Here is a 23321-nt window from a genome sequence, read left to right on the forward strand (position 1 = left end):
CTCCGGCTTCTAGCTCCGGCTTCTAGCGCTGGCTTTGGTTTCCAGCTAAAGCCGCCCGTAAGCAAACCATCAGATCAGGGCACCGCCACCGGATACGACCCCAACACCTTGATCTGCGCCGAATGCGCCTTCAACTCCGCCAACGCCTGCTTCATCGACTCGTCCTCCACATGCCCGGCCAGATCGATGAAGAACCCATACTCCCACTTCGCCTGATGCGAAGGCCGCGACTCGATCCGGTTCATGCTGATCCCATGCCGCGCGAACGGGCTCAGCACATCGAACAGCGCACCCGGCTTGTCGTGGATGAACACCAGCACCGACGTCCGATCGTGCCCCGACGGCGGAAAGATCTGCCGGCCGATCACCAGAAAGCGCGTCGTGTTGTCGTCGTCGTCCTCGATCGACTTCATGATCACCTTCTTCAGCGCATACACATGCGCCGCACTCTCCCCGCCGATCGCCGCCGCATCCTCCGCATTGCGCGCGCGCCGCGCGCCCTCGGCATTGCTCGACACCGGAATCTTCTCCACCTTCGGCAGGTGCGCGCGCAGCCAGCCCGCGGTCTGCGCGAACGACTGCGGATGCGCATAGATGCGCTCGATCGCATCGAGCCGGCCGGTGCGCGACAGCAGATACTGGTGCACGCGCAGCTCGGTCTCGCCGCAGATCTTCAGGTTCGAGGTCAGGAACATGTCCAGCGTGACCTGGATCGTGCCCTGCCCGGAATTCTCGACCGGCACCACGCCGAAATCGGCGTTGCCGCTCTCCACTTCCTGGAACACCTCCTCGATCGTCGCCATCGGCAGGCCCACCGCCGAACGGCCGAAATGCTTGAGCACCGCCTGCTGGCTGAAGGTGCCTTCCGGACCGAGATAGCCGATCTTCAGCGGCTCCTGCTGCGCCAGGCAGGCGGACATGATCTCGCGGAACACGTGCACCAGCACTTCGTCGCTGAGCGGCCCCTGGTTGCGGTCCACTACCATGCGCAGCACCTGCGCCTCGCGCTCGGGACGGTAGTAGTCCACCGCTGCGGCGAGCTTGCCCTTGGCCTTGCCGACCTGGTGCGCGAACTGCGCGCGCTCGGCGATCAGCGCCTGGATGGTGCGGTCGATCTGGTCGATCTTGGCGCGCACGTCGGCCAGCGCCGAGCCCGCCGCGGCGGGCTCGGCGATCGCCGTCGATTTCGGCTTGTCCGGCTTGGCCTTCCTGGTCGGCTTGCTGGATTCGGCGTCAGCGGTTCGGGATTTGTTCGGCTTTGCGGCCATGGATCGTGGTTCCTCGATGTTCCGGAGCGCCTGTGAAGCATCCGGTCGCGGCTGAAGCCGCTCCTACAGGGGGACGGCTCAGCCGTTGCGTTGCTGGAAGTCGCGCATGAAGGTGACCAGCGCCTGCGCGCCGGCCACCTGCATCGCGTTGTACAGCGAGGCGCGGATGCCGCCGACCGCCTTGTGTCCTTTCAGCGCCAGCAATCCGGCCGCCTTGGATTCGGCGACGAAGCGCGCGGTCAAGATCTCGTCCGGCAGGAAGAACGGGATGTTCATCCGCGAGCGCGCATCGGCCACCACTTCGTTGCGGTAGAAGCCGCCGGAGCCGTCGATCGCCGCGTACACCAGCGCCGACTTGGCCTGGTTGCGGCGCGCGAATTCCTCCACCCCGCCCTCGGCCAGCATCCACTTGAACACCAGCCCGGCCAGGTACCAGTTCCAGGTCGGCGGCGTGTTGAGCATGGAATCGCGCGCGGCGTGCGAGCGGTAGTCGAAGATGTCGGCGCGCGGCTGGCCGCTGCGCTGCAACAGGTCCTTGCGGATGATGACCACCGCCACCCCGACCGGCCCCAGGTTCTTCTGCGCGCCGGCGTAGATCACCGCGTACTTGGACACGTCGATCGGCTCGGCGGCGATGCTGGAACTGAAGTCGGCGAACAGCGGTACCGCGCCCACGTCAGGCGCGTCGCGGAATTCGACGCCGTGGATGGTCTCGTTGGCGGTGATGTGCACGTAGGCGGCATCGGCGCTGAGCTGCCAGCTGTCGCGCGGCGGGATGTCGTGGAAGCCGCCGGCCTCGCTGCTGGCGGCGACGTGCACGTTGGCGTACGGGGTGACCTGCTTGATCGCGGTCTTGCCCCAGTGCCCGGTGACCACGTAGTCCACGGTCTGCCCGGGCGCGGCGAAATTCAGCGCCAGCAGCGCCTGCTGGGTGGTGGCGCCGCCGGACAGGAACAGCACCGCGTAGTCGTCGGAGATGCCGATCAGGCGCCGCAGGTCGGCTTCGGCCTCGGCCGCCACCGCCATGAACTCGGCGCCGCGGTGGCTCAACTCCACGATCGAGGCGCCTACGCCGTTCCACTCCAACATCTCCGCCTGCGCCTGGCGCAGGACCGATTCCGGCAATGCAGCGGGGCCGGCACTGAAATTGAACGCGCGTGTCATGGGGCACCTATCGGACAAGACGCCTAGTATGCCGCAGCGCACCAGCTTGCGGCCCGGGCAATTTAGGTTGCATTTGCATCCATTGGCCCGGCGCAAGCGTAGTCTTTGCCAAGAAGCCGCCAACGGTCGCCCGCCCCCTCCAGGAGTCAGCCATGTCATTGCGCGATGCGCTCAACATCCCCAGCCGCGAGATCACCGACGAGGCGGTCTACCGCGATCGGCGACGCCTGCTGCAGGCCCTGGCGCTGGCGCCGGCGATGGGCCTGGTCGGCTGCGCCGAGGCCGAGCCGCCGGCCCCGCCGAAGACCGTGGTGACCCCGGAGCAGGCGCGCAGCGGCTTTCGCACCAGCGAAGAACTGACCCGCTACGAGGACGTCACCAGCTACAACAACTTCTACGAATTCGGCACCGACAAGACCGATCCGTCGAAGGCGGCCAAGACCCTGCGCACCGCGCCGTGGTCGGTGAAGGTCTCCGGCGAATGCGAAAAGCCCGGCACCCTGGCGCTGGACGACCTGCTCAAGGGCAGCAGCCCGGAGGAGCGCATCTACCGGCTGCGCTGCGTCGAGGGCTGGTCGATGGTGATCCCGTGGCTGGGGGTGCCGCTGGCCGCGGTGCTCAAGCGCTTCGCACCGACCTCCAAGGCCAAGTACGTCGCCTTCACCACGCTGGCCGATCCGCAGCAGATGCCAGGCATCCGCTACCGCTCGATCGACTGGCCGTACAAGGAAGGCCTGCGTATCGACGAGGCGATGAACCCGCTGACCCTGCTCGCCACCGGCCTGTACGGCAAGCCGCTGCCGCAGCAGAACGGCGCGCCGCTGCGGCTGGTGGTGCCGTGGAAATACGGCTTCAAGAGCATCAAGTCGATCGTCGAGATCCGCTTCGTCGAACGCATGCCGGAAACCGCCTGGCACGAGTTGCAGGCCTCCGAGTACGGCTTCTTCTCCAACGTCAATCCGGCGGTGGACCATCCGCGCTGGAGCCAGAAGACCGAACGCCGCATCGCCGGCAAGGCCAGCAAGCTGTTCGCCGAACGCATCCCGACCCGCCCGTTCAACGGCTATGCCGAGCAGGTCGCGGGGATGTACGCGGGGATGGATCTGAAGAAATGGTATTGAGCCGGGATTGGGGATTCGGGATTCGGGATTGGGAACGCGTGGCTGCTGTGCGGCCATCGAACTCACGTCCGATCTGCCTAGCCGCCGCCGACGTACTGAGACCGCATGGCTAAGACATCCGCTTCGTTGATCGCGGCCAAGACGCTGGTGCATGCGCTCGCGCTGGCGCCGCTGGCCTATCTGGGCTGGCAGTTCTGGCAGGTGTGGCAGAGCGGCAGCGATGCGCTCGGCGCCGATCCGGTCGCCGAGATCGAGCACCGCACCGGGCTGTGGGCACTGCGCCTGCTGCTGCTGACCCTGGCGATCACGCCGCTGCGGCAGCTGAGCGGGCAATCCGGGCTGCTGCGGTTCCGGCGCATGCTCGGGCTGTACGCGTTCTTCTACGCCTGCGTGCACCTGGGCGTGTATCTGGGCCTGGATCTGCGCGGCTACTGGGCGCAGATCTTCGAGGACATCGTCAAACGTCCCTACATCACCGTCGGCTTCATCGCCTGGCTGCTGCTGATCCCGCTGGCGATCACCTCCACCCAGGGCTGGATGCGCCGGCTCAAGCGCAACTGGGGCAAGCTGCACAAGGCGATCTACGCGATCGGCGTGCTGGCGGTGCTGCATTTCTGGTGGCTGGTGAAATCGGACATCCGCGAACCGCTGCTGTACGCGGCGATCCTGGCGTTGCTGCTGGGCTGGCGCGGCTGGCGGGCGCTCAGCGCGCGCCGAACCACAGCAGCCCGCTGAGCGCGGCCGCCAGCAGCAAGGCGCTGAGCAGCAGCCACGGCCAGCGCAGCGCGGTGGCCGGGCGCGGTGCGGGCTCCGCTGCGGCGGCCAGCGGGACGCTGGCCGGATCGTGCTTCAGCGGCTCGCCGGCCGCCGCCTGCGGCACTTCCAGCACGAAGCGGTGCTGCGTGTCGAACACCAGTTGGTCGCCAGGCTGCAGCCAGCAATCGCGTACCGCATTGCCGTTGACCTGGGTCTGCGCATCGCCGAGCCCGCGCAGCAGCACGCGTTCGCCATGGCGCTCCAGGCGCGCGTGGCGTTCGGCGAAAGCGGGATCGTCGATGCAGATATCGCAGTCGCGCAGGCGGCCGATGCTGCGCACCCGGTCCAGGGTATAGCTGCGGCCATGATGCTGGCCGCCGACCCCGCGCAATACCAGCCGCGGATCGTCGCCCTCGCCTTCCGCCGCATCGGGCAGGCGCTGCAGCGGCTCGCACACGCCCCGGACCACCATTTCCACGCCATCGGCATAGACCGCATCGCCGGCGCGCAGCAGCGCCATGCGCCGCACCGGACGCCCGTTCACGTGAATGCCGCGGACGCCGTTGGCGACCTGCAGCCACAGCCCGCGCCGGTCCAGGCAGAACTGCGCCAGCAGCAGCGCGCCCTGGGTGTCGTCGACCACGCGCACATGCCCGGACGCCTGCCGCACGATGCGGTGCACGCCCGCGCGCAAGGGCCGGTCGGGTTGCTGGCGGTTGCTGAAATGGACTTGCAGGTCGGGCACGGCGGGGAGCCTAGCAGGTTGCCCGCGCTTGAAGAAGCGCGCCGCACCTGGACAACACTCCGCGCATACGCACAATGCCTGATCTTTTCCGCGGGCCGCATGCCCGCACAGGAGCCAGCATGTCCAGCATCGACATCCGCCACGACCACGGCAAGACCCCCGCACAGGCGCGCAAGGCGATCGAAGACGCCGCCAAGAAGCTGTCCGAACGTTTCGACCTGGAATCGCGCTGGGACGGCGATGCGCTGCTGTTCTCGCGCTCCGGCGTGGACGGGCGCATCGAACTGCTGCCCAAGCAGGTGCATGTCACCGCCGAACTGGGCTTCCTGCTGTCGGCGCTGAAAGGCACGGTGGAAAGCGAGATCCGCCGCGTGCTGGCGGAAAAGCTGGGCTGAGCGGCAAAGCCCTTCTCCCGTCGGGAGCGGGGTTGTGGGGTGAGGGTCCGGCACGAAGCGGCTCGCTGTGTTTGGGCGCGCGAGGCTTCGCCCGTACCCTCATCCGGCCCTGCGGGCCACCTTCTCCCGATGGGAGAAGGGACAGGCTAGCCCCTCTCCCACCGGGAGAGGGGTTGGGGTGAGGGTCCGGCCCGCTCAGTCGAACGCGAACGGCTGCGGGTGCCCGGCGAACAGGCGCCGCGAGACTTCGCGCTCCGTGGTCTCGATGTCGCCGATGAAGCCTTCCGCGTCGCCGAGCTTGGAGAACGCGTCGAAACCCCGTTCCAGGAACCCCTGCAGCTCCGACAGCCCCGCCGCCTTGGCCGGGCCGCGTGCGAAGCGCAGCAGCATGCGCACGCCCGGGGTGTGCACCGCGGTGGCCAGGCCCAGGCCGACGCTGGCGATCAGGTCGATCTGATGCAGGCGCAGGCGGCGCAGGCCGGTGTGCCGGTAGGCCTCGGCGTACAGCTCGTCGTCCAGGCGCTTGCGGCGCGGCGCCAGCGCCTGCAGCGCTTCGGCCATGCGCAGGTCCAGCGCGTGGGTCAGCACGCCCAGCTCGATGCCGTCGGCGACCGTGTCCAGCAGCGTGGCCGGCATCAGCCGCTGCATCATCGGCAGCACCTTGACGATGTCGGCATCGCGCCGGCTGAAATCGCGGTCGCCATAGACGTCGGTCAGGAAGAACATCGCCGCCGGGCGCCGCTGCGGGTCCTCCAGGAAGTGTTCGAAGCTGCGCTCCAGCCGCTGCGTCTGCCAGCGCCGCAGTTCCTGCAGCCAGCGCAGCGCATTGCGCGGCTCGTGCGCCGGATCGTGCACGGCCTGATGCCACGCCAGACGGCGGCCGAGTCGTTCCAGGACGGGATTGCTGCGCGCCATGGGCGCCGATGATGCTGGTCGCCGCGCGTGACCGCAAGCATCATGCCGCTCGGCTACACTCCGGCCAACGCCCTTCGCGGACCGCGCATGCTTTCCCTCCACAGCGCCTCGCCACGCCCCCGTTCCCACGGCCGTATCGGCCTGGCCATCGCCGGCGGCGGCCCGATCGGCGGCATGTACGGACTCGGCGCGTTGCGCGCGCTGGACGAGGCCCTGGACGGACTCGACCTGACCCGGCTGGATTGCTACGTCGGCGTCAGTTCCGGCGCGTTCCTGACCGCCGGCCTGGCCAATCGCATCAGCAGCGCCGAGATCTGCCGGATCTTCGTCACCGGCAACAGCGACGATGCGCACTTCCGGCCTGAGGATTTCCTCCGCCCCAACGTCTACGAATACCTGCGCCGCGCCGCGACCCTGCCCAAGCTCGCCTACGGCTGGTGGCACGACCTGCTGACCGAACCGCGCAAGACCCGCTGGTCGGACCTGATCACCCGCTTCGGCGGACTGGTGCCCAGCGGGCTGTTCGACAACGCCGGGGTCGAGCGCTTCATGCAGGACGTGTTCAGCCGCCGCGGCCGCAGCAACGATTTCCGCGCGCTGGACACCGACCTGTTCGTGGTCGCGGTGGACCTGGACAGCGGCCGCACCGTGCGCTTCGGCGAACCGGGCCTGGACCAGGTGCCGATCTCGCTGGCGGTGCAGGCCAGCGCCGCGCTGCCGGGGCTGTATCCGCCGGTGGAGATCGACGGCCACCACTACGTCGACGGCGCGCTGCGGCGCACGATGCATGCCTCCACCCTGCTGGAGCGCGGCATCGACCTGATGATCGGGATCAACCCGCTGGTGCCCTACGACGCCACCCACGCGCCGCGCCGCAACGGCCAGATCGACCGCGCGCGGCTGCTCAACGGCGGCCTGCCGGCTGTGCTGTCGCAGACCTTCCGCACCCTCCTGCAGTCGCGCATGCAGGTAGGGCTGGAGAAGTACGCGCGGCAATATCCGCGCGTGGACCAGCTGGTGTTCGAGCCCAACGCCGACAACAGCGAACTGTTCTTCACCAATCTGTTCAGCTATGCCGCGCGCCACCGCGTCTGCCAGCTGGCCTATCGCAACACGCTGGCCGACCTGCGCCGCAACGCCGACGTGCTGGAGCCGATGCTGGCCGCGCACGGCATCGCGCTGCGCCACGACATCCTCAACGATCGCCATCGCACCTTCATCGACGGCGTGGACGTGCAGCAAGGGCGCACCACCGAAGCCACCGCGCGCCTGCGCCGCGCGCTCGACGACGTCGACCAGGTCATCGCCCGGCGCCGCGCCACCCGCCGCACCCGGCGCGCGCCGCCGCTTTCCGCCGACTGAGGCGCCGGCGCTGGTGTGATTACTCTAACCAACGCCGTGAGTCTCGAATCCAGCCACCCAACCGCCGAAGGAACCGCATCGTCATGGCCACCCTGAAGAAATCCGCACGCAAGAAGAAGTCTGCCGCCGCTGCCGACGAGGGCCTGCAGGCGCAGGCGGAAAAGCTGTCCAAGCGTCTGGGCGAATCCGCGCAGCAGGTGTGGCTGGCCGGGGTCGGCGCGTTCGGCCGTGCCCAGGCCGAAGGCGGCAAGCTGTTCGAAACCCTGGTCAAGGAAGGCCTGACCCTGGAGCAGAGCACGCGCAAGCTGGCCGGCGGCGGCGTCGATGCGGTGCGCGACGTGGTGGAGAACCGGGTCGGCCAGGCGCGCGAGCGCGCCGCCGACACCTGGGACCGGTTGGAGAAGGTGTTCGAGGACCGGGTGCAGCGCGCGTTGCGCAGACTGGAAGTGCCCAGCCGCGAAGACCTCGGCACCCTGGTCGACCGCGTAGACGCTTTGAATGCCGAACTGCGCAACCTCGGCAGCGGCCGTCGCGCACGCCAGGCGCCGGCCAAGGCGCCGGCAGCCAAGAAGGCGGCAAAGACCGCCGCGCCCAAACCCCGCCCGGCCAAGCAGGCAGCGCCGGCGCGACGCCGTGCCGGTCCGGTCGTGGCCAGCGCCGCGCCCGCGCCGAAACGCGCCAGCCGCAAGCGCGCAGCGGCACCGGCAGCGGCCGAATAAGGTTTTGTTGCAAAGCAGCAGATTTTTTCCGACAATCGGGACGGACCCGCCAGTCCATCTGAAGACCGTTTGCTCCCCTCCCCTCTCGGCTTCGGACTGGCGGGTCTTCTGCTGTCCGCCGTTCCCCGCTGTCGCCTTGCCGGCGCTGTGACACGCTGGCGATAGACTGGCGTCATCGAATAGCGTTACGCGGGTGCGAGCATGTTTTCCTGGATAGTGGCAACGGTCTTGGCAGTGGGAGCATGGCTCGCTGCCACGCTCTACCTGTGGGTGGTCCGGCGCCGCGAGAACGAGACCACCGCCGGGCTGCATGCGCTGGCCGGACTGCATTGGCGCGATTTCTCGCGCATGGTGCGGCGCGCGATGCGCGAGCAGCGCGACCTGCACGACGCGGTGGCCGACGAGGACGTTTCCCAGGAACCGCAGAGCGATTTCGTGATGACCCGCGGCGATGCGCGCTGGCTGCTGTCGTGCAAGCACGGCCGCGCCTACCGGATCGGCTCGGCCGCGGTCAACGAACTGGGGGCCGCGGCACGGCTGATGGGCGCGCAGGGCGGCATCCTGGTCACCGAGGGCAAGGTGCAGCGCGACGGCATCGCCGCGGCCGACAAGCAGTCGGTGGAGATCCTCGACGGCCGCCGCATCTGGCCGATGCTCAAGCGCTACCTGCCCAGCGAACTGGAGGACGGGGTGATCGGCGCCAGTCGCCGGCGTGCGCAGCGGCATACCGCGATCGCCGCACTGGCCGCGCTGACCCTGGGCCTGCTGGTGGGACTGGGCGGGCTGGCGCTGCAGCAGCGCAGCGACGGTGCCACGTCCGTGGTCGCGCCCCACGCGCCCGCCGCGCCCACGCCGGCAGCGCCGCCGGCACCAGGCACCACGCCGGTGGCCGCGCCTGCGGCAACGGCCGCTGCCGCATCCGTCACCGGAGCACCGCCGGCAAGCGCAGACCCCGACCCGGCCACCGAGGCCGAGTATCGCCATTCGGTCTCCAAGGCCCTGGCCAGCACGCCCGGCGTGATCCGCGGCATCTGGCAGACCCAGATGACGCTGGTGATCGACCGCAGCGACGACGACGCGCAGGTGTGGCCGCGGATCTGCAAGGAAGTGGAGCGCTATCCCTCGCTGCGCACCGTGCGCATCCAGCTCAATCCACGCCCGGACCGCGACGAGCCGGTGCGCTGGCGGCAATGTAGGACGTTTTGAGCCGGGATTGGGGAGTCGGGATTCGGGATTGGTAAAAGCGGCTTTGCCGCGCCGGATGCAACTGCGGGACGATGAACTTGCAGATGCTAACGCTCTTGCGAATCCCCAATCCCCAATCCCGGCTAATTGGTAAAAGCGCTTTGCCGCACCGGATGCAAACAGCGGGACGATGGACTCGCAGGTGCTAACGCTCTTGCGAATCCCCAATCCCAAATCCCCAATCCCGGCTCATCACCAATGCACGCCCCGCATCAGCGCCGCGAACGCGATCTGCTCCTGGCTGGGCTTGGCCTCGCGTAGCGCCTTGCGGTCGCCCTTGGCCGCGGCCGAATCCGGGAACAGTTCGAAGGCGGTGTTCATCACCACCTCGTAGGCCTTCGGCGCCACCGCGTTGACCAGCGCGGCGAAGATGCCCAGCCGCGTCGCCACCCGGCTCGGGCGCTCGATGATCGCCTTGACCATCAGATCGGCGGCTTCCTCCACGCTCAGCGTCGGCACGCTGTCGTACATCTTGGTCGGCGCGATCATCGGCGTCTTCACCAGCGGCATGTTGACCGTGGTGAAGCTGATGCCCTTGCCGGACAGCTCGCCCTGCGCGCAGCGGCTCCACGCGTCCAGCGCCGCCTTGGAGGCCACGTAGGCGGAGAAACGCGGCGAATTGGCCAGCACGCCGATCGAGCTGACGTTGATGATGTGGCCCTTGCGCCGCCCGGTCATGCCCGGCAGCACGCCCATGATCAGGCGCAGGCTGCCGAAGTAGTTCAGCTGCATGGTGCGCTCGAAATCGTGGAAGCGGTCATAGCTGAGTTCGATCGAGCGGCGGATCGAGCGGCCGGCGTTGTTGATCAGCACGTCGACGTGGCCGTGCGCTTCAAGCACGGTCTTGAGCAGCGCATCGCAGCCGGCCAGGTCGGACAGGTCGGCGGTATAGGCGAACACCTTGCCGCCCTTGGCGTTCATCGCATCGCGTGCGGCAAACAGTTCCTGTTCGCCGCGGGCGACGATGATGGTGGTGGCGCCGGCTTCGGCGACGCGCTGCGCGGTGGCCAGGCCGATGCCGGAGGAGCCGCCGGTGATCAGCACCACCTTGCCGCGCACCTTGCCCTTCAGCGTGCGGTCCACGAACAGGTCCGGGTCCAGGTGCCGTTCCCAGTGGTCCCACAGGCGCCAGGCATAGTCTTCCAGCCGCGGCACGGCGATGCCGCTGCCCTTCAGCGCGCGCTCGGTCTCGCGGCTGTCGAAGCGCGTGGGATAGGTGATGAACTTCAGCACCTCGCGCGGGATGCGGAAATCGCGCAACAGCATGCCGGTGAAGCGGCGGATCGGCGGCAGCCCGCCGACCGCGGCACGGATCCCCGCCGGCACGAACGCGAACATCCGCGCATCCACCCGCAAGGTCATTTCCGGCGCGTGGCCGGCGCGGCAGAACACGTTGAGCACCTCGCCCACGCGCAGCGGCTCCGGATCGGTGAGGTGGAAGGTGTGGCCGTCGAGCTTGGGCTTGTGCGCGATGTGGTCCATCGCATCGGCGACGAAATCCACCGGCACCAGGTTGATGCGCCCGCCCTCGATGCCCAGCATCGGCGCCCACGGCGGCAGCAGCTGGCGCAGCTTCTTGATCAGCGGGAAGAAGTAGTACGGCCCGTCGATCTTGTCGATCGCGCCCGTGCGCGAATCGCCGACCACCATGCCGGGGCGGTAGATCCGCCACTTGATCCGGGTTTCCGCGCGCACCAGCGCCTCGGCGTCGTGCTTGGTGCGCAGGTAGGGATCGTCCAGGCCTTCGGCCTCTTCGAACATGTCTTCGCGGAAGATGCCCGGGTACAGCCCGGCCACCGCGATCGAACTGGTGTGGTGGAAGACGCCGGCGCCGATCTGCGCGGCCAGCTCCAGCGCGTTGCGGGTGCCGTCGAGATTGGCCACGCGCTGCGCCTCGGCCTTGGCGGTGAGGTCGTACAGCGCGGCCAGATGGAAGAAGTGCTTGACCTTGCCGCGCAGCGTCTTGCGTTGCGCCTCGTCCAGGCCGCAACAGTCGGCACCGACATCGCCGTGCAGCACGACCAGGCGCTTGGCGTCCCAGCCCTGCTCGCGCACCAGCGCATCGAACTTGCGTTGCGACTCCTTGCGGACCAGGACGTGGATGAGGCCTTTGCGCCGCATCAGGTTGGCCATCAGATAACGGCCGATGAAACCGGTGGCGCCCGTAACGAAATACGTCATGCCGAACCATCCCTCGTGCTGCGGCCGCGGCCCCTCGCCCCGTCCTGGCCGCTAACTTGCCAGAGTGCGGCAGGCAGGACAAACGCACGCCGGGGTACGGCGCGCACGCGCCGCGTGCGGCAGCGCAGCATCGGTCGTCCACGACACGGCGGGTTTCGCCTGCCGCGTGGCGCTCAACGCACGCCTGGCGAGAAGCGTGCGACCAGGTCGTAGGTGTCGCCGAGGAACACCTGGCGCACGAAGGTGACGGCCTGTTCGCCGCGCCAGGTCTGCCGGTCGATCAGCAGGCAGGCGGTGCCGGCGGCCACCTGCAGCCGCGCCGCCTGCGCGGGGTTGGCGCCGACGGCGCTGATGCGGTGCTCGGCGCGGGTCCACGGCACGTGCTGCAGCAGCCAGCTGCCGGGCACGACGACCGCGAAATCCATCTGCAGCGCTTCCGGCACCGCCACCGGATTGATCACCCGCTCCTCCAGCGCGAACGGGCGCCCGTCGGCGAAATGCAGGCAGTGCAGCGACAGCAGCGTGCCGGCGGCAGCGACCTCGGCTTCCTGCGGCAGTTCGGCGCGCGGCGCGCGCTGGCGCCGATCCAGCAGTTCGAAGCGATAGGCATGGCCGCGCGCGGCGACCTCGACCGGAATGTCGGGGATCTCCAGCGCCACCTGTTCCATGTGCGGATGCGGCCGCGCCACGAACGAGCCGGCGCGGCGGCGGCGCTCGATCATGCCGGCGTCGGCGAGCAGCGCCAGCACCTTGTTGACCGTCATCCGCGAGCAGGCGTACTGCGCCATCAGTTCGTGCTCGAACGGGATGCGATGGCCCGGCGGCCATTCGCCGCTGCGGATGCGGCCTTCGATGTCGCTGCGGATGCGGTGGTTGAGCGTCGCCGCGGGCCGGGACGGGCTCATCGGCGCGTCCGCGCGGCAGCGTACCGCAGGCGCTGCCGGATCATGCGTCCAACAGCGCGGTCAGCGCGCGCGCATAAGCCGCAGCGACCGCCTCGCGGCGATGATGGCGGCCCTCGCGCACCAGTGCGCGGCCGTTGCGCCAGACCGAGCGCACCGCGCCGCGCCGCGCGGCGAAGATCCAGCTGTCCAGCAAGGCGTCGCCGTTGCGCGCGCACAGCGCCGGATGCGCCGGATCCAGTTCGACCAGATCGGCCGGCGCGCCGACGCGCAGGCCCTGTTCCACGCCCAGCGCCTGCGCCGCGCCCTGCGCCGCGGACTGGAACAGGAAACGGCCGCTGGACTGCGCGGCGTCAACGGCGAGCACGTTGCGCCCGCGCAGCTGCAGGCGCTGGCCGTATTCGAGCAGGCGCAGTTCCTCGGCCACATCGATCAGCACGTTGGAATCGGAACCGACGCCGAAGCGCCCGCCGGCGTCGACGAAGGCGCGCATCGGGAACAGCCCGTCGCCGAGGTTGGCCTCGGTGATCGGGCACAGGCCGACCACCGCGCCGCTGCTGGCGATGGCCTGCACTTCGGCGGCATCGACATGGGTGGCATGGACCAGGCACCAGCGCGCGTCCACCGGCGCATGCGCCAACAACCACTGCACCGGCCGTTGCCCGCTCCAGGCCAGGCAGGCCTCGACCTCGCGGGTCTGCTCGGCGATGTGGATGTGCACCGGCCCGTCGCACAGCGGCAGCAGCGCGGCCAGTTCGTCCGGGGTCACCGCGCGCAGGCTGTGCGGGGCGATGCCCAGCACCGCGTCGTCGAGGCCGCGCAGCGCGCGGCGGCTGCCGTCGAGCAGTTCGGCGTAACCGTCCACGTCATGGATCAGCCGCCGCTGCGCCGGATTCGGCGCGGCGCCGCCGAAATCGGCATGCGCGTAGAACACCGGCAGCAGGGTCAGGCCGATGCCGATGCTCTGCGCGGCGGCGGCCAGGCGCTGCGCCATCTCCGCGCGGTCGGCATACGGCCGGCCATCGGCGGCGTGGTGCAGGTAATGGAATTCGCCGACGCGGGTGAAGCCGGCCTCGAGCATTTCGACGTAGGCCTGTTCGGCAATGGCCTGCATGCTGTCCGGGTCCAGCCGCTGCAGGAAGCGGTACATCAGCTCGCGCCAGCTCCAGAAGCTGTCGCCGCTGCGGCCGCCGACCTCGGTCAGCCCGGCCATGCCGCGCTGGAACGCGTGGCTGTGCAGGTTGCCCAGCCCGGGCACGGCGATGGCCAGCGCATGGTCGCCGGACGCGGCGACCACGCCGGACTGCACCGCGGCGATGCGCCCGCCACGCACCTCGATCCGCACTTCGCGCGCCCAGCCCTCCGGCAGCAGCGCCTGCGCGCACCAGAAACCGCTCGCCGCCTCGTTCCCGCCTGCCTGTTGCTGCGCCAGGGTCTGCACTGGACACCCTCCGTCGACCACAATATTGTATATACAAAATAACCGACGAGCCCGCCTGTGACCATGCCCTGCGACACGCTCTGGCACAACGCTCACCTGATGACCCTGGACGCCGACGACGGCGGCCTGGGCCTGGTCCGCGACGGCGTGGTCGCCTGCCGCGACGGACGCATCGTCTATGCCGGCGCCGCCGCGGCGCTGCCGGAACCGTTGGCCGCGCAGCACAGCGTCGATTGCGGCGGACGCTGGATCGGCCCGGGCCTGATCGACTGCCATACCCACCTGGTCTACGCCGGCAACCGCGCCGGCGAGTTCGAGCAACGCCTGCTCGGCGCCAGCTACGCCGACATCGCCCGTGCCGGCGGCGGCATCGTCGCCACCGTGCGCGCCACCCGCGCCGCCGACGAAGCCGCGCTGCTCGCTGCGAGCCTGCCGCGATTGGACGCGCTGCTCGCCGAAGGCGTGACCACGGTGGAGATCAAGTCGGGCTACGGACTGACCCTGGACGACGAACTGCGCATGCTGCGGGTGGCGCGGCGCCTGGGCGAACTGCGCCCGGTCGCAGTGGCGCCGACTTTCCTCGGCGCGCACGCGGTGCCGCCCGGCGCCGAGGCGCAGGCCTACATCGACGAAGTCTGCGAACGGATGATTCCTGCCGTCGCCGCACAAGGCCTGGCCGAAGCGGTGGACGTGTTCTGCGAGCACCTCGCCTTCACCCCGGCGCAGACCGAGCAGGTGTTCCAGGCCGCGCAGCGGCATGGCCTGGCGCTGAAGATCCATGCCGAACAGCTATCCAATCAGGGCGGCGCGGCGCTGGCGGCGCGCTACGGCGCGCGCTCGGCCGACCACGTCGAGTACCTGGACGACGCCGGCATCGCCGCGATGGCGGCCGCCGGCACCGTGGCGGTGCTGCTGCCGGGCGCGTTCTACTTCACCCGCGACACGCAGCTGCCGCCGATCGCCGCACTGCGCGCCGCCGGCGTGCCGCGCGCGCTGGCCACCGACTGCAATCCCGGCACCTCGCCGCTGACCAGCCCGCTGCTGGCGATGAACCTGGCGGCGACGCTGTTCCGCATGAGCGTGGCCGAATGCATCGCCGGCTTCACCCGCGAGGCGGCGCGCGCGCTCGGACGCTACGAACAGGTTGGCCGGCTGCGTGCCGGGCTGCAGTGCGACCTGGCGATCTGGGACATCGAACAACCGGCCGAACTGGTCTATCGCATGGGCTTCAACCCGCTGCATGCGCGCATCTGGAGGGGACAATGAGCAACGAGATCGTGCTGCGCCCGGGCGCAGTGAGCCTGGCACAGTGGCGCGCCGTGTACCGCGGCGCCGGCGTGCGCCTGGATCCTGCCTGCGCCGAAGCGGTGCTGCGCAGCGCGCAGACGGTGGAGGCGATCGTCGCCAAGGGTGCGCCGGTGTACGGCATCAATACCGGCTTCGGCAAGCTGGCCAGCGTGCGCATCGAGCGCGAAGACCTGGATACCCTGCAGCGCAATATCGTGCTGTCGCATGCGGCCGGGGTCGGCGAGCCGATGCCGGTGCCGGTGGTGCGGCTGATGCTGGCGCTGAAGCTGGCCAGTCTGGCGCAGGGGGCGTCCGGCGTGCGCCCGGCCACGCTGGCGCTGCTGGAAGCGTTGTTGCGGCACGACGTGATCCCGGTGGTGCCGTGCCAGGGTTCGGTCGGCGCCTCCGGCGACCTGGCGCCGCTGGCGCATCTGGCCACGGTGATGATCGGGGTCGGCGAGGCCTTCGTCGGCGGCCAGCGCCTGCCCGCCGCGCAGGCGTTGGCGCAGGCCGGGCTGCAGCCGCTGGCGCTGGGCGCGAAGGAAGGTCTGGCGCTGCTCAACGGCACGCAGTATTCCACCGCCTACGCCTTGGCCGGGCTGTTCGAGATCGAGCGCGTGTTCCATGCCGCGCTGGTCGCCGGCGCGCTGTCCACCGAAGCGGCGAAGGGGTCGGACACGCCGTTCGATCCGCGCATCCACGCCTTGCGCGGGCAGCGCGGGCAGATCGCCACCGCCGCCGCGCTGCGCGAACTGATGCACGGCTCAGCGATCCGCGATTCGCACCGCGACAACGACGTGCGCGTGCAGGATCCGTACTGCCTGCGCTGCCAGCCGCAGGTGATGGGCGCGGCGCTGGACGTGATGCGCCAGGCTGCGACCACGCTGGCGATCGAGGCCAACGGCGTATCCGACAATCCGCTGGTGTTCAGCGACACCGGCGAGGCGCTGTCCGGCGGCAACTTCCACGCCGAGCCGGTGGCCTTCGCCGCCGACATGCTGGCGCTGGCGGTGTGCGAGATCGGCTCGATCAGCGAACGCCGCGTGGCCATGCTGGTGGATCCGGCACTGTCCGGGCTGCCGGCGTTCCTGACTCCGAAGCCGGGGCTCAACTCCGGCTTCATGATCCCGCAGGTCACCGCCGCCGCGCTGGTGTCGGAGAACAAGCAGCGCGCCTACCCGGCCAGCGTCGATTCGATCCCGACCTCGGCCAACCAGGAAGACCACGTGTCGATGGCCGCGCATGGCGCGCGGCGGCTGCTGGCGATGGCCGAGAACGCGGCCAACGTGGTCGGCATCGAACTGCTGGCCGCCGCGCAGGGTTGCGACTTCCATGCGCCGCTGACCTCCAGCGCCGCGCTGGAAGCGGCGCGCGCGCTACTGCGCGCGCAGGTGCCGGCGCTGCAGGACGACCGCTATTTCCATCCGGACATGCTGGCCGCCACGGCGCTGGTGCGCGGCGGCGCGCTGGCCGAAGCGGTCGATGTGTCCCTGCCCGACGCAACGTCCGGACCATGACCCTGTAGGAGCGGCTTCAGCCGCGACCGGGCCTTACCGGTAAAACCCGGTCGCGGCTGAAGCCGCTCCTACAAAAAGCGAGGCCCCGCATGACCACCCTCCCCGACTGGCTCACCCTCCATCGCGGCGATGCGCCGCTGATCGTCAGCTTTCCGCATACCGGCACCGAGCTGCCGGCAGCGCTGGCCGATCGCTTCGTGTCGCCGTGGCTGGCGCAACGCGATGCCGACTGGTGGGTGGACCAGCTGTACGCCTTCGCCGCCGCGCTCGGCGCCACCACCGTGCGCACCGCGATCTCGCGGTCGGTCATCGACGTCAATCGCGATCCCGGCGGCACGTCGCTGTATCCGGGGCAGAACACCACCGGCTTGTGCCCGCTGACCACCTTCGACGCGCAACCGCTGTATCGCCCCGGCGCCGAGCCGGACGCGGACGAGATCGCGGCGCGCCGCGCGCACTGGTTCGATCCCTACCATGCCGCCCTCGACGCGGAGATCGAGCGCCTGCGTGCGCATCACCCGGCCATCGTGGTCTACGACGCGCATTCGATCCGCTCGCGCATCCCGCACCTGTTCGACGGCGAACTGCCGCAGTTCAATATCGGCAGCGCCGGGCCCTCCGGCGCGAACGACAGCAGTTGCGCCCCCGCGCTGACCGATGCGGTCGAACGGGTCTGCGCCGGCAGCGGCTTCAGCCACGTGCGCAACGGCCGCTTCAAGGGCGGCTGGAGCACGCGCCACCACGCCGCGCCGCGGCGCGGCGTGCATGCGATCCAGATGGAACTGGCCTGCCGCGGCTACATGCACGAACCGGCCGAGGTGGCGCCGGACAACTGGCCCTCGCCGTGGCAGCCGGACTACGCCGCGCCGCTGCGTGCGGTGCTGCAGCAGGTGCTGCAGGCGTGCCTGGACTTCGCCCGCGACAGCGCGCATTCCTCGCCGGCACCCGCACCGCCCTCCACGAACGTTTGACGCTGCGAATCCTTCGCAAACCCCGCACCTGCATGTGCGGACTCTTCAGATCAAGGAATCCGCATGACCCGCCTCGACACCACCCGCACGATCCAAGCGCCCACCGGCAGCACCCTCACCTGCAAGAGCTGGCTGACCGAAGCGCCGCTGCGCATGCTGATGAACAACCTGCATCCGGACGTGGCCGAACGCCCGCAGGAACTGGTGGTGTACGGCGGCATCGGCCGCGCCGCGCGCGACTGGGAGTCCTTCGACGCGATCGTGGCCGCGCTCAAGCGCCTGGACGACGACCAGACCCTGCTGGTGCAATCCGGCAAGCCGGTCGGCGTGTTCCGCACCCACGCCGATGCGCCGCGCGTGCTGATCGCCAATTCCAACCTGGTGCCGCGCTGGGCCACCTGGGACCACTTCAACGAGCTCGATAAAAAGGGCCTGGCCATGTACGGCCAGATGACCGCCGGCAGCTGGATCTACATCGGCGCGCAAGGCATCGTCCAGGGCACCTACGAAACCTTCGTCGAGATGGGCCGCCAGCACTACGCCGGCAGCCTGGCCGGCAAGTGGCTGTTCACCGGCGGCCTCGGCGGCATGGGCGGCGCGCAGCCGCTGGCCGCGGTGATGGCCGGCGCCTCGTGCCTGGCGGTGGAATGCCGCAAGAGCAGCATCGACATGCGCTTGCGCACCGGCTATCTCGACACCTGGACCGACGACCTGGACGAAGCGCTGCGCCTGATCGAGGAATCGTGCACGGCGAAGAAACCGCTGTCGGTCGGCCTGCTCGGCAATGTCGCCGACGTGCTGGACGAGCTGCTGGTCCGCGGGGTCAAGCCGGACCTGTTGACCGATCAGACCTCCGCGCACGACCCGGTCAACGGTTACCTGCCGCAGGGCTGGAGCGTCAAGCAGTGGGACGAAAAGCGCGCCAGCGCGCCGAAGGAAGTCGAGGCCGCCGCGCGCGACTCGATGGCCAACCACATCCGCGCCATGCTCGCCTTCCACGCGCTCGGCGTGCCGACCGTGGACTACGGCAACAACCTGCGGCAGATGGCGCTGGAAGAAGGCGTCGAGAATGCCTTCGACTTCCCCGGCTTCGTGCCCGCCTACATCCGCCCGCTGTTCTGCCGCGGCATCGGCCCGTTCCGCTGGGCGGCGCTGAGCGGCGATCCGGAGGACATCGCCAAGACCGATGCCAAGGTCAAGGATCTGATCCCGGACAACCCGCACCTGCACCGCTGGCTGGACATGGCCGCCGAGAAGATCAAGTTCCAGGGCCTGCCGGCGCGCATCTGCTGGGTCGGCCTGGGCGACCGCGACCGCCTGGGTCTGGCGTTCAACGAGATGGTGGCCAGTGGCGAACTGAAAGCACCGGTGGTGATCGGCCGCGACCATCTGGATTCGGGCAGCGTCGCCTCGCCCAACCGCGAGACCGAAGCGATGGCCGACGGCTCCGACGCCGTCTCCGACTGGCCGCTGCTCAACGCCCTGCTCAACACCGCCAGCGGCGCCACCTGGGTCTCGCTGCACCACGGCGGCGGCGTCGGCATGGGCTTCTCCCAGCACGCCGGCATGGTCATCGTCTGCGACGGCAGCGAGGCGGCGGCCAAGCGCATCGCGCGCGTGCTGTGGAACGACCCGGCGACCGGTGTGATGCGCCATGCGGATGCGGGGTATGAGATCGCGGTGGAATGCGCGAAGGAGAAGGGACTGGATCTGCCTGGGATTGTGGGCTGACCGAGTGCCGCTGGGCGCATGCAGGTCGCTGGCCTGCAAGCGCCCTCTTTCCGTAGAGCCGGGCATCGGCTCAATGGATCCGGGCGCACGCTGCCTCATCCAGGAGCAGCCGCGCAAAGGCTCGGCTACGCACGCTTGACCCTGTCCCCGGTCGTGACGATGATGCGCGATCGCCGCTGACGGATCACCGCGATGTCTCGCGCCTTTGCTGTCGCACTGCTCTGCGCCCTGCTCGGCAGCCTGCCTGCTTCGGCTCGGGATACACCGCACGACCTCGCCTCGCAATTGGACGCCCAGCTGCAGGCCAACCGCGAACGCTATGGCATCGCCGGTCAGGCGGTGCTGGTCGCACACAATGGCCAGGTGCTCTACCAGGGTGCCAGCGGCGAACGCGATCCGGCCACCCACGCGCCGGCCACCGTCGATTCCATCTTCGCCGCGCAGTCGATGGCCAAGCTGTTGACCAGCACGCTGGTGATGCAGCTGGTGGATCAGGACAAGGTGGATCTGGATGCCCCAGCCAACCGCTACGTCCCGGACCTGCCGGCCGCGTGGCAGGCGATCCGCGTCCGCGATTTCCTCAATCACAGCTCCGGCATTGCCGAGTACTACGACCGTGTGGACAACCGTTGGGTGAGCAAGGGCTACCCCGGCGTGGCGCCCGACCTCGCCGCTGCGCTGAAGGTTGCCGGCGCGGCACCGATGCAGTTCGCCACCGGCAGCCGTGTGCAGTACACGCAGGCCAACTACCTGGTGCTGACTGCCCTGCTGGAAGCGCATTACCGCAAGCCTTACCCGGCCATCGCACGCGAACGCATCCTGCAGCCACTGAAGATGCGCAGCACGTCGTGGGGCCTGGCCAGCGTCCCGCCGGATCGCGCGGCCGTGCCGTACATCGGCAAGGACGGCACGCTGCAGCCGGCCAATGAAGACCCCTGGCCGAGCTACGGCTGGGGCCACGCCGACCTGCAGACCACCGTAGGCGACATCAACCGATTCCTGCAGGCGCTGGCCAACGGCAAGCTGGTGCGCACGGCAACCCTGGAAAGACTGTGGCAACCGCAGATGCTGACCGGCGGCGGCAGCAACTTCTTTTCCACCGGATGGGATACCACCCGCAGCGATGGCTATACCCAGGTCGGCCACGATGGCGGCACCCGCGTGCGGGCGAGACTGGCCTACAAGGGCACCCTGGCCAGCGGCTATTGGGTATTCGTGTACTTCACCAACGGCAGCGCCCGCAATGTCTGGTCCAGCACGCTGGTGGAAAGCACGATGGCGCAGGTCGCGCCGAAGGAGTTCCCGCATGCGGTCCTCGCCGAACGCTTGATCGCCTACGCGATGGACGAACGCGCCGGCGCTGCGGACGCCATGCGTGCGTGGCTGCGCGATGGCGACGGCGTCCCCGCCAGTGAGCGGGAACGCGCGATCAATGCCAGCGGCTACGCCATCCGCGAGAGTCTCGGTGCAGGCAGGGCGCTGAAGGTGTTCACCCTCAACACCGAGCTGTATCCGGACTCGGCCAATGCCTGGGACAGCCTGGCCGAATGCCGCGCCGCGCTGGGCGATGCCGAGATCGCCAAGGCGCTGTACGCGAAGTCGAAGGCACTGTCCAAGCCCATTCCTTAGGGTCGCGTTTGCTGAACAGCCGCCCGCCCCGAACCAGATCTGCGCAGAATGCATTGCATGCCGGTCCACGCGTTCGAGCGAGCGCAAACGCAACGAAAAGCGCGCCGACTGGAGCGTAACCGGACCGCCGCCACGCATCGCGACAGTCGTGCTCGAGCAAGCGTCACGGGGCAGCGGGGTGCGCATGGCCTCGCAAGGGACTGCATGGCATGCCGGCTCGCATCGCAGACATCGCGGGCATCAACGCAACGCGCTCACCGCGCAGAAACGCGCGGCCGATCCGAACGCTGGACTGCGCGAACCGCTGGAGGCCGGTAACGGCCAGTGGCAACAGGCCGGACACACAGCGGCACGCCGTACATCGCAAGCGAACGCGTCTGCCGACCGACACCGACCGATGACCATGGCCTTGCGCCGCAGGCCGCCCGACCCGGGCAGCCTGCGGTGCCGACCGCGATGCTGCGGCTGTATTGGCCACGAACCGGACATCGTCGCGCCAATCCAGAGCCTGTGCACATTGCGCAAATACGCGCAATAGCGGTGTGCCGCTGTCGCCCTGGAGAGGATGCCGGTCGCAGCAGTCAGGGGCGATTCAAGCTTTTCGGCCATGCCCGCGCACGCGCCGTGCGGACGCCGATCGATTGCAGGCACAAGGGTCGCGGGCGGATCGGCGGCGGCTTTGCGGATGCCACGCGCCGGCACGTGCTGGCGCATCGCAGCGGGCGGCGCAATTCGCCAATCGAGCGCAACAGGCGGTTTTGAACCTTCGGCGAACTCCAGTCCGCCAAGGCCATCCATGTCGTCCATCGGCACCGCTTCCCCCTGCTCTTCCGGTCCAAGGTTGTCCGTGGTGATCTGCACGCTGGACGAGTCGGACGCCATCGCTGGCGTCCTGGACGAACTCTCCGCAACGATGGCCGGCATCGATCACGAGATCGTGGTGGTGGACGATTCGCACGACGAGCTCACCGCGCAGGCGGTCCTGGCCTGTGCCGCGCACACGCCCCAGATCCGCCTGCTGCGCCGGCGCGAAGGCCGAGGACTGGCCTCCGCGGCGATCGCCGGATGGGATGCGGCGCATGGACAGTACCTGGCGATCATGGACGGCGATGGCCAACACGATCCGCGCCTGATCGCACAGATGTTCCGGCTCCTCGAGCAGGGCCGACAGGACGTCGTGGTGGCCAGCCGCTATCTGCACAGCCGCAGCTCCGGGCTGGGCCTGGTCCGGCATGCGATGAGCCGCGGTGCGGTCCGCCTGACCCAATTGCTGCTCGGCGCGCGGCTGGCCGATCCGATGAGCGGCTGCTTTGCGATGACCCGCGACTGGTACGCCGACGTGCGTCCGCACCTGTCCGGGCTCGGCTTCAAGATCCTGGTGGACGTGGTGGCCTCCGGCCGCCGCCGCCCGAACACCGCCGAAGTGCCCACACAACTGGGCGAGCGCCGCGGCGGCGTGTCCAAGATGGATCCGCGCGTGGTGGCCGACCTGCTGACCCTGCTGCTGGAAAAGCGCACGCGCGGGCTGCTGCCGGCGCAGATGGCCTTGTTCTTCGCGGTCGGGCTGGGCGGCCTGGCAGTGCATCTGACGGCGTTGTGGGCGCTGCTGCATGCCGGCTGTCCGTTCTGGATCGGGCAACTGGTGGCGATCATGGCGGCGATGACCTGCAATTTCCTGATGAACAACATCCTGACGTTTCGCCACTGCCGCCTACGTGGCGCACGCATGCTCAGCGGCCTGCTGATGTTCTATCTGGCCTGCATGTTCGGTGCGTTCGTCAACGAAAGCATCGGCTGGGCCTTGCACGCGGCCGGCGTCAACTGGGCGCTGGCGGCGGGCGCCGGCAGCGTGGCCGCCGCGTTGTGGAACTATCACGCGGCCAAGCGCACGGCATGGTCGTCGACGTTGAATCCGCCGCAAGCCGCGGCGGTGGCGGTCGAGCTGCGCGTGTCGTCGCGCTGATGCGCCCGC

The 23321-nt window shown here is 69.3% G+C and carries 20 protein-coding genes; 12 read left to right on the forward strand and 8 right to left on the reverse strand.

What is annotated here, in order from left to right:
• Positions 1 to 74: 74 nt before the first annotated feature.
• Both pheA and serC read right to left on the reverse strand, forming a co-directional pair.
• Positions 75 to 1268 carry a prephenate dehydratase gene (gene pheA / locus HDC36_RS05165; RefSeq protein WP_179564990.1) on the reverse strand — a complete coding sequence of 398 codons (1194 nt, stop codon included), beginning with the start codon at positions 1266 to 1268 and terminating at the stop codon, positions 75 to 77.
• 78 nt (positions 1269 to 1346) lie between these two features.
• Complete coding sequence (serC, locus tag HDC36_RS05170) at positions 1347 to 2432, reverse strand: 3-phosphoserine/phosphohydroxythreonine transaminase (protein ID WP_179564991.1); 1086 nt, start codon at positions 2430 to 2432, stop codon at positions 1347 to 1349.
• Positions 2433 to 2584: 152 nt separating this feature from the next.
• Between serC and msrP the strand changes: the two genes are divergently transcribed.
• Both msrP and msrQ read left to right on the forward strand, forming a co-directional pair.
• Positions 2585 to 3553: a protein-methionine-sulfoxide reductase catalytic subunit MsrP gene (gene msrP, locus HDC36_RS05175; RefSeq protein ID WP_179564992.1), complete on the forward strand. Its 969-nt coding sequence runs from the start codon at positions 2585 to 2587 to the stop codon at positions 3551 to 3553.
• Positions 3554 to 3658: 105 nt separating this feature from the next.
• Positions 3659 to 4288: a protein-methionine-sulfoxide reductase heme-binding subunit MsrQ gene (msrQ, locus tag HDC36_RS05180; RefSeq protein WP_179564993.1), complete on the forward strand. Its 630-nt coding sequence runs from the start codon at positions 3659 to 3661 to the stop codon at positions 4286 to 4288.
• Here the strand turns inward: msrQ and HDC36_RS05185 are convergent.
• Positions 4257 to 5054 (reverse strand): FHA domain-containing protein, encoded by a 798-nt coding sequence (locus tag HDC36_RS05185; protein ID WP_179564994.1) that lies wholly within the window; start codon positions 5052 to 5054, stop codon positions 4257 to 4259. The genes msrQ and HDC36_RS05185 overlap by 32 nt on opposite strands.
• A 119-nt stretch (positions 5055 to 5173) precedes the next feature.
• Here HDC36_RS05185 and HDC36_RS05190 point away from each other — a divergent pair, with 119 nt between their 5' ends.
• A complete protein-coding gene (locus tag HDC36_RS05190) occupies positions 5174 to 5449 on the forward strand; it encodes a polyhydroxyalkanoic acid system family protein (protein ID WP_003473856.1) in 276 nt (91 codons plus the stop codon).
• A 195-nt stretch (positions 5450 to 5644) separates the two neighbouring features.
• Here HDC36_RS05190 and HDC36_RS05195 read toward each other — a convergent pair whose 3' ends face one another.
• Entirely contained in the window at positions 5645 to 6364 is a 720-nt protein-coding gene (locus tag HDC36_RS05195; protein WP_179564995.1) for a hypothetical protein, read from the reverse strand.
• A gap of 87 nt (positions 6365 to 6451) precedes the next feature.
• Here HDC36_RS05195 and HDC36_RS05200 point away from each other — a divergent pair, with 87 nt between their 5' ends.
• The 3 genes from HDC36_RS05200 to HDC36_RS05210 all read left to right on the forward strand — a co-directional run bounded on the left by HDC36_RS05200 (position 6452) and on the right by HDC36_RS05210 (position 9651).
• Positions 6452 to 7726 carry a patatin-like phospholipase family protein gene (locus tag HDC36_RS05200; protein ID WP_179564997.1) on the forward strand — a complete coding sequence of 425 codons (1275 nt, stop codon included), beginning with the start codon at positions 6452 to 6454 and terminating at the stop codon, positions 7724 to 7726.
• Positions 7727 to 7809: 83 nt separating this feature from the next.
• Positions 7810 to 8445 (forward strand): phasin family protein, encoded by a 636-nt coding sequence (locus tag HDC36_RS05205; protein ID WP_179564999.1) that lies wholly within the window; start codon positions 7810 to 7812, stop codon positions 8443 to 8445.
• Between the two features lie 201 nt (positions 8446 to 8646).
• The gene (locus tag HDC36_RS05210) at positions 8647 to 9651 is read left to right on the forward strand and encodes a restriction endonuclease (RefSeq protein ID WP_179565001.1); all 1005 of its coding nucleotides are present in this window, start codon (positions 8647 to 8649) and stop codon (positions 9649 to 9651) included.
• Positions 9652 to 9882: 231 nt separating this feature from the next.
• Here HDC36_RS05210 and HDC36_RS05215 read toward each other — a convergent pair whose 3' ends face one another.
• The 3 genes from HDC36_RS05215 to HDC36_RS05225 form a co-directional block, all read right to left on the reverse strand.
• Positions 9883 to 11871, reverse strand: a complete 1989-nt coding sequence (locus tag HDC36_RS05215) for an SDR family oxidoreductase (protein ID WP_179565003.1) — start codon at positions 11869 to 11871, stop codon at positions 9883 to 9885.
• Positions 11872 to 12044: 173 nt separating this feature from the next.
• Positions 12045 to 12776 carry a histidine utilization repressor gene (gene hutC / locus HDC36_RS05220; RefSeq protein ID WP_179565005.1) on the reverse strand — a complete coding sequence of 244 codons (732 nt, stop codon included), beginning with the start codon at positions 12774 to 12776 and terminating at the stop codon, positions 12045 to 12047.
• 40 nt (positions 12777 to 12816) lie between these two features.
• Complete coding sequence (locus HDC36_RS05225; protein ID WP_179565007.1) at positions 12817 to 14214, reverse strand: formimidoylglutamate deiminase; 1398 nt, start codon at positions 14212 to 14214, stop codon at positions 12817 to 12819.
• A 63-nt stretch (positions 14215 to 14277) separates the two neighbouring features.
• Here HDC36_RS05225 and hutI point away from each other — a divergent pair, with 63 nt between their 5' ends.
• The 5 genes from hutI (at position 14278) to HDC36_RS05250 (ending at position 21349) form a co-directional block, all read left to right on the forward strand.
• A complete protein-coding gene (gene hutI / locus HDC36_RS05230) occupies positions 14278 to 15480 on the forward strand; it encodes an imidazolonepropionase (RefSeq protein ID WP_179565648.1) in 1203 nt (400 codons plus the stop codon).
• Positions 15477 to 17018, forward strand: coding sequence for a histidine ammonia-lyase (gene hutH, locus HDC36_RS05235; RefSeq protein WP_179565009.1), 1542 nt, complete (start codon positions 15477 to 15479; stop codon positions 17016 to 17018). Before hutI ends, hutH begins: the two co-directional genes overlap by 4 nt.
• Before the next feature lie 89 nt (positions 17019 to 17107).
• On the forward strand, positions 17108 to 17989 hold the full coding sequence (gene hutG, locus HDC36_RS05240; protein WP_179565011.1) for an N-formylglutamate deformylase: 882 nt from the start codon (positions 17108 to 17110) through the stop codon (positions 17987 to 17989).
• Between the two features lie 63 nt (positions 17990 to 18052).
• Entirely contained in the window at positions 18053 to 19720 is a 1668-nt protein-coding gene (hutU, locus tag HDC36_RS05245) for a urocanate hydratase (protein ID WP_179565013.1), read from the forward strand.
• Positions 19721 to 19912: 192 nt separating this feature from the next.
• Entirely contained in the window at positions 19913 to 21349 is a 1437-nt protein-coding gene (locus HDC36_RS05250) for a serine hydrolase domain-containing protein (protein ID WP_179565015.1), read from the forward strand.
• A gap of 240 nt (positions 21350 to 21589) precedes the next feature.
• On the opposite strand, the gene HDC36_RS05255 is transcribed toward HDC36_RS05250, so the two are convergent.
• Complete coding sequence (locus HDC36_RS05255; protein WP_179565017.1) at positions 21590 to 22231, reverse strand: hypothetical protein; 642 nt, start codon at positions 22229 to 22231, stop codon at positions 21590 to 21592.
• Between HDC36_RS05255 and HDC36_RS05260 the strand changes: the two genes are divergently transcribed.
• Positions 22200 to 23312, forward strand: a complete 1113-nt coding sequence (locus HDC36_RS05260) for a glycosyltransferase (protein ID WP_179565019.1) — start codon at positions 22200 to 22202, stop codon at positions 23310 to 23312. The genes HDC36_RS05255 and HDC36_RS05260 overlap by 32 nt on opposite strands.
• Positions 23313 to 23321: the final 9 nt, after the last annotated feature.

This window comes from Xanthomonas sp. JAI131 (genome assembly GCF_013410075.1).
Classification (GTDB): domain Bacteria; phylum Pseudomonadota; class Gammaproteobacteria; order Xanthomonadales; family Xanthomonadaceae; genus Xanthomonas_A; species Xanthomonas_A bonasiae.

Coding starts and splice junctions, on each gene's coding strand:
- HDC36_RS05190 (WP_003473856.1), top strand. CDS start 5,174: ATGTCCAGCATCGACATCCGCCACGACCACGGCAAGACCCCCGCACAG.
- msrQ (WP_179564993.1), top strand. CDS start 3,659: ATGGCTAAGACATCCGCTTCGTTGATCGCGGCCAAGACGCTGGTGCAT.
- hutG (WP_179565011.1), top strand. CDS start 17,108: ATGACCACCCTCCCCGACTGGCTCACCCTCCATCGCGGCGATGCGCCG.
- hutH (WP_179565009.1), top strand. CDS start 15,477: ATGAGCAACGAGATCGTGCTGCGCCCGGGCGCAGTGAGCCTGGCACAG.
- HDC36_RS05195 (WP_179564995.1), bottom strand. CDS start 6,364: ATGGCGCGCAGCAATCCCGTCCTGGAACGACTCGGCCGCCGTCTGGCG.
- HDC36_RS05215 (WP_179565003.1), bottom strand. CDS start 11,871: ATGACGTATTTCGTTACGGGCGCCACCGGTTTCATCGGCCGTTATCTG.
- msrP (WP_179564992.1), top strand. CDS start 2,585: ATGTCATTGCGCGATGCGCTCAACATCCCCAGCCGCGAGATCACCGAC.
- pheA (WP_179564990.1), bottom strand. CDS start 1,268: ATGGCCGCAAAGCCGAACAAATCCCGAACCGCTGACGCCGAATCCAGC.
- HDC36_RS05250 (WP_179565015.1), top strand. CDS start 19,913: ATGTCTCGCGCCTTTGCTGTCGCACTGCTCTGCGCCCTGCTCGGCAGC.
- hutI (WP_179565648.1), top strand. CDS start 14,278: ATGCCCTGCGACACGCTCTGGCACAACGCTCACCTGATGACCCTGGAC.
- HDC36_RS05200 (WP_179564997.1), top strand. CDS start 6,452: ATGCTTTCCCTCCACAGCGCCTCGCCACGCCCCCGTTCCCACGGCCGT.
- hutU (WP_179565013.1), top strand. CDS start 18,053: ATGACCCGCCTCGACACCACCCGCACGATCCAAGCGCCCACCGGCAGC.
- HDC36_RS05255 (WP_179565017.1), bottom strand. CDS start 22,231: ATGGCGTCCGACTCGTCCAGCGTGCAGATCACCACGGACAACCTTGGA.
- HDC36_RS05210 (WP_179565001.1), top strand. CDS start 8,647: ATGTTTTCCTGGATAGTGGCAACGGTCTTGGCAGTGGGAGCATGGCTC.
- serC (WP_179564991.1), bottom strand. CDS start 2,432: ATGACACGCGCGTTCAATTTCAGTGCCGGCCCCGCTGCATTGCCGGAA.
- hutC (WP_179565005.1), bottom strand. CDS start 12,776: ATGAGCCCGTCCCGGCCCGCGGCGACGCTCAACCACCGCATCCGCAGC.
- HDC36_RS05205 (WP_179564999.1), top strand. CDS start 7,810: ATGGCCACCCTGAAGAAATCCGCACGCAAGAAGAAGTCTGCCGCCGCT.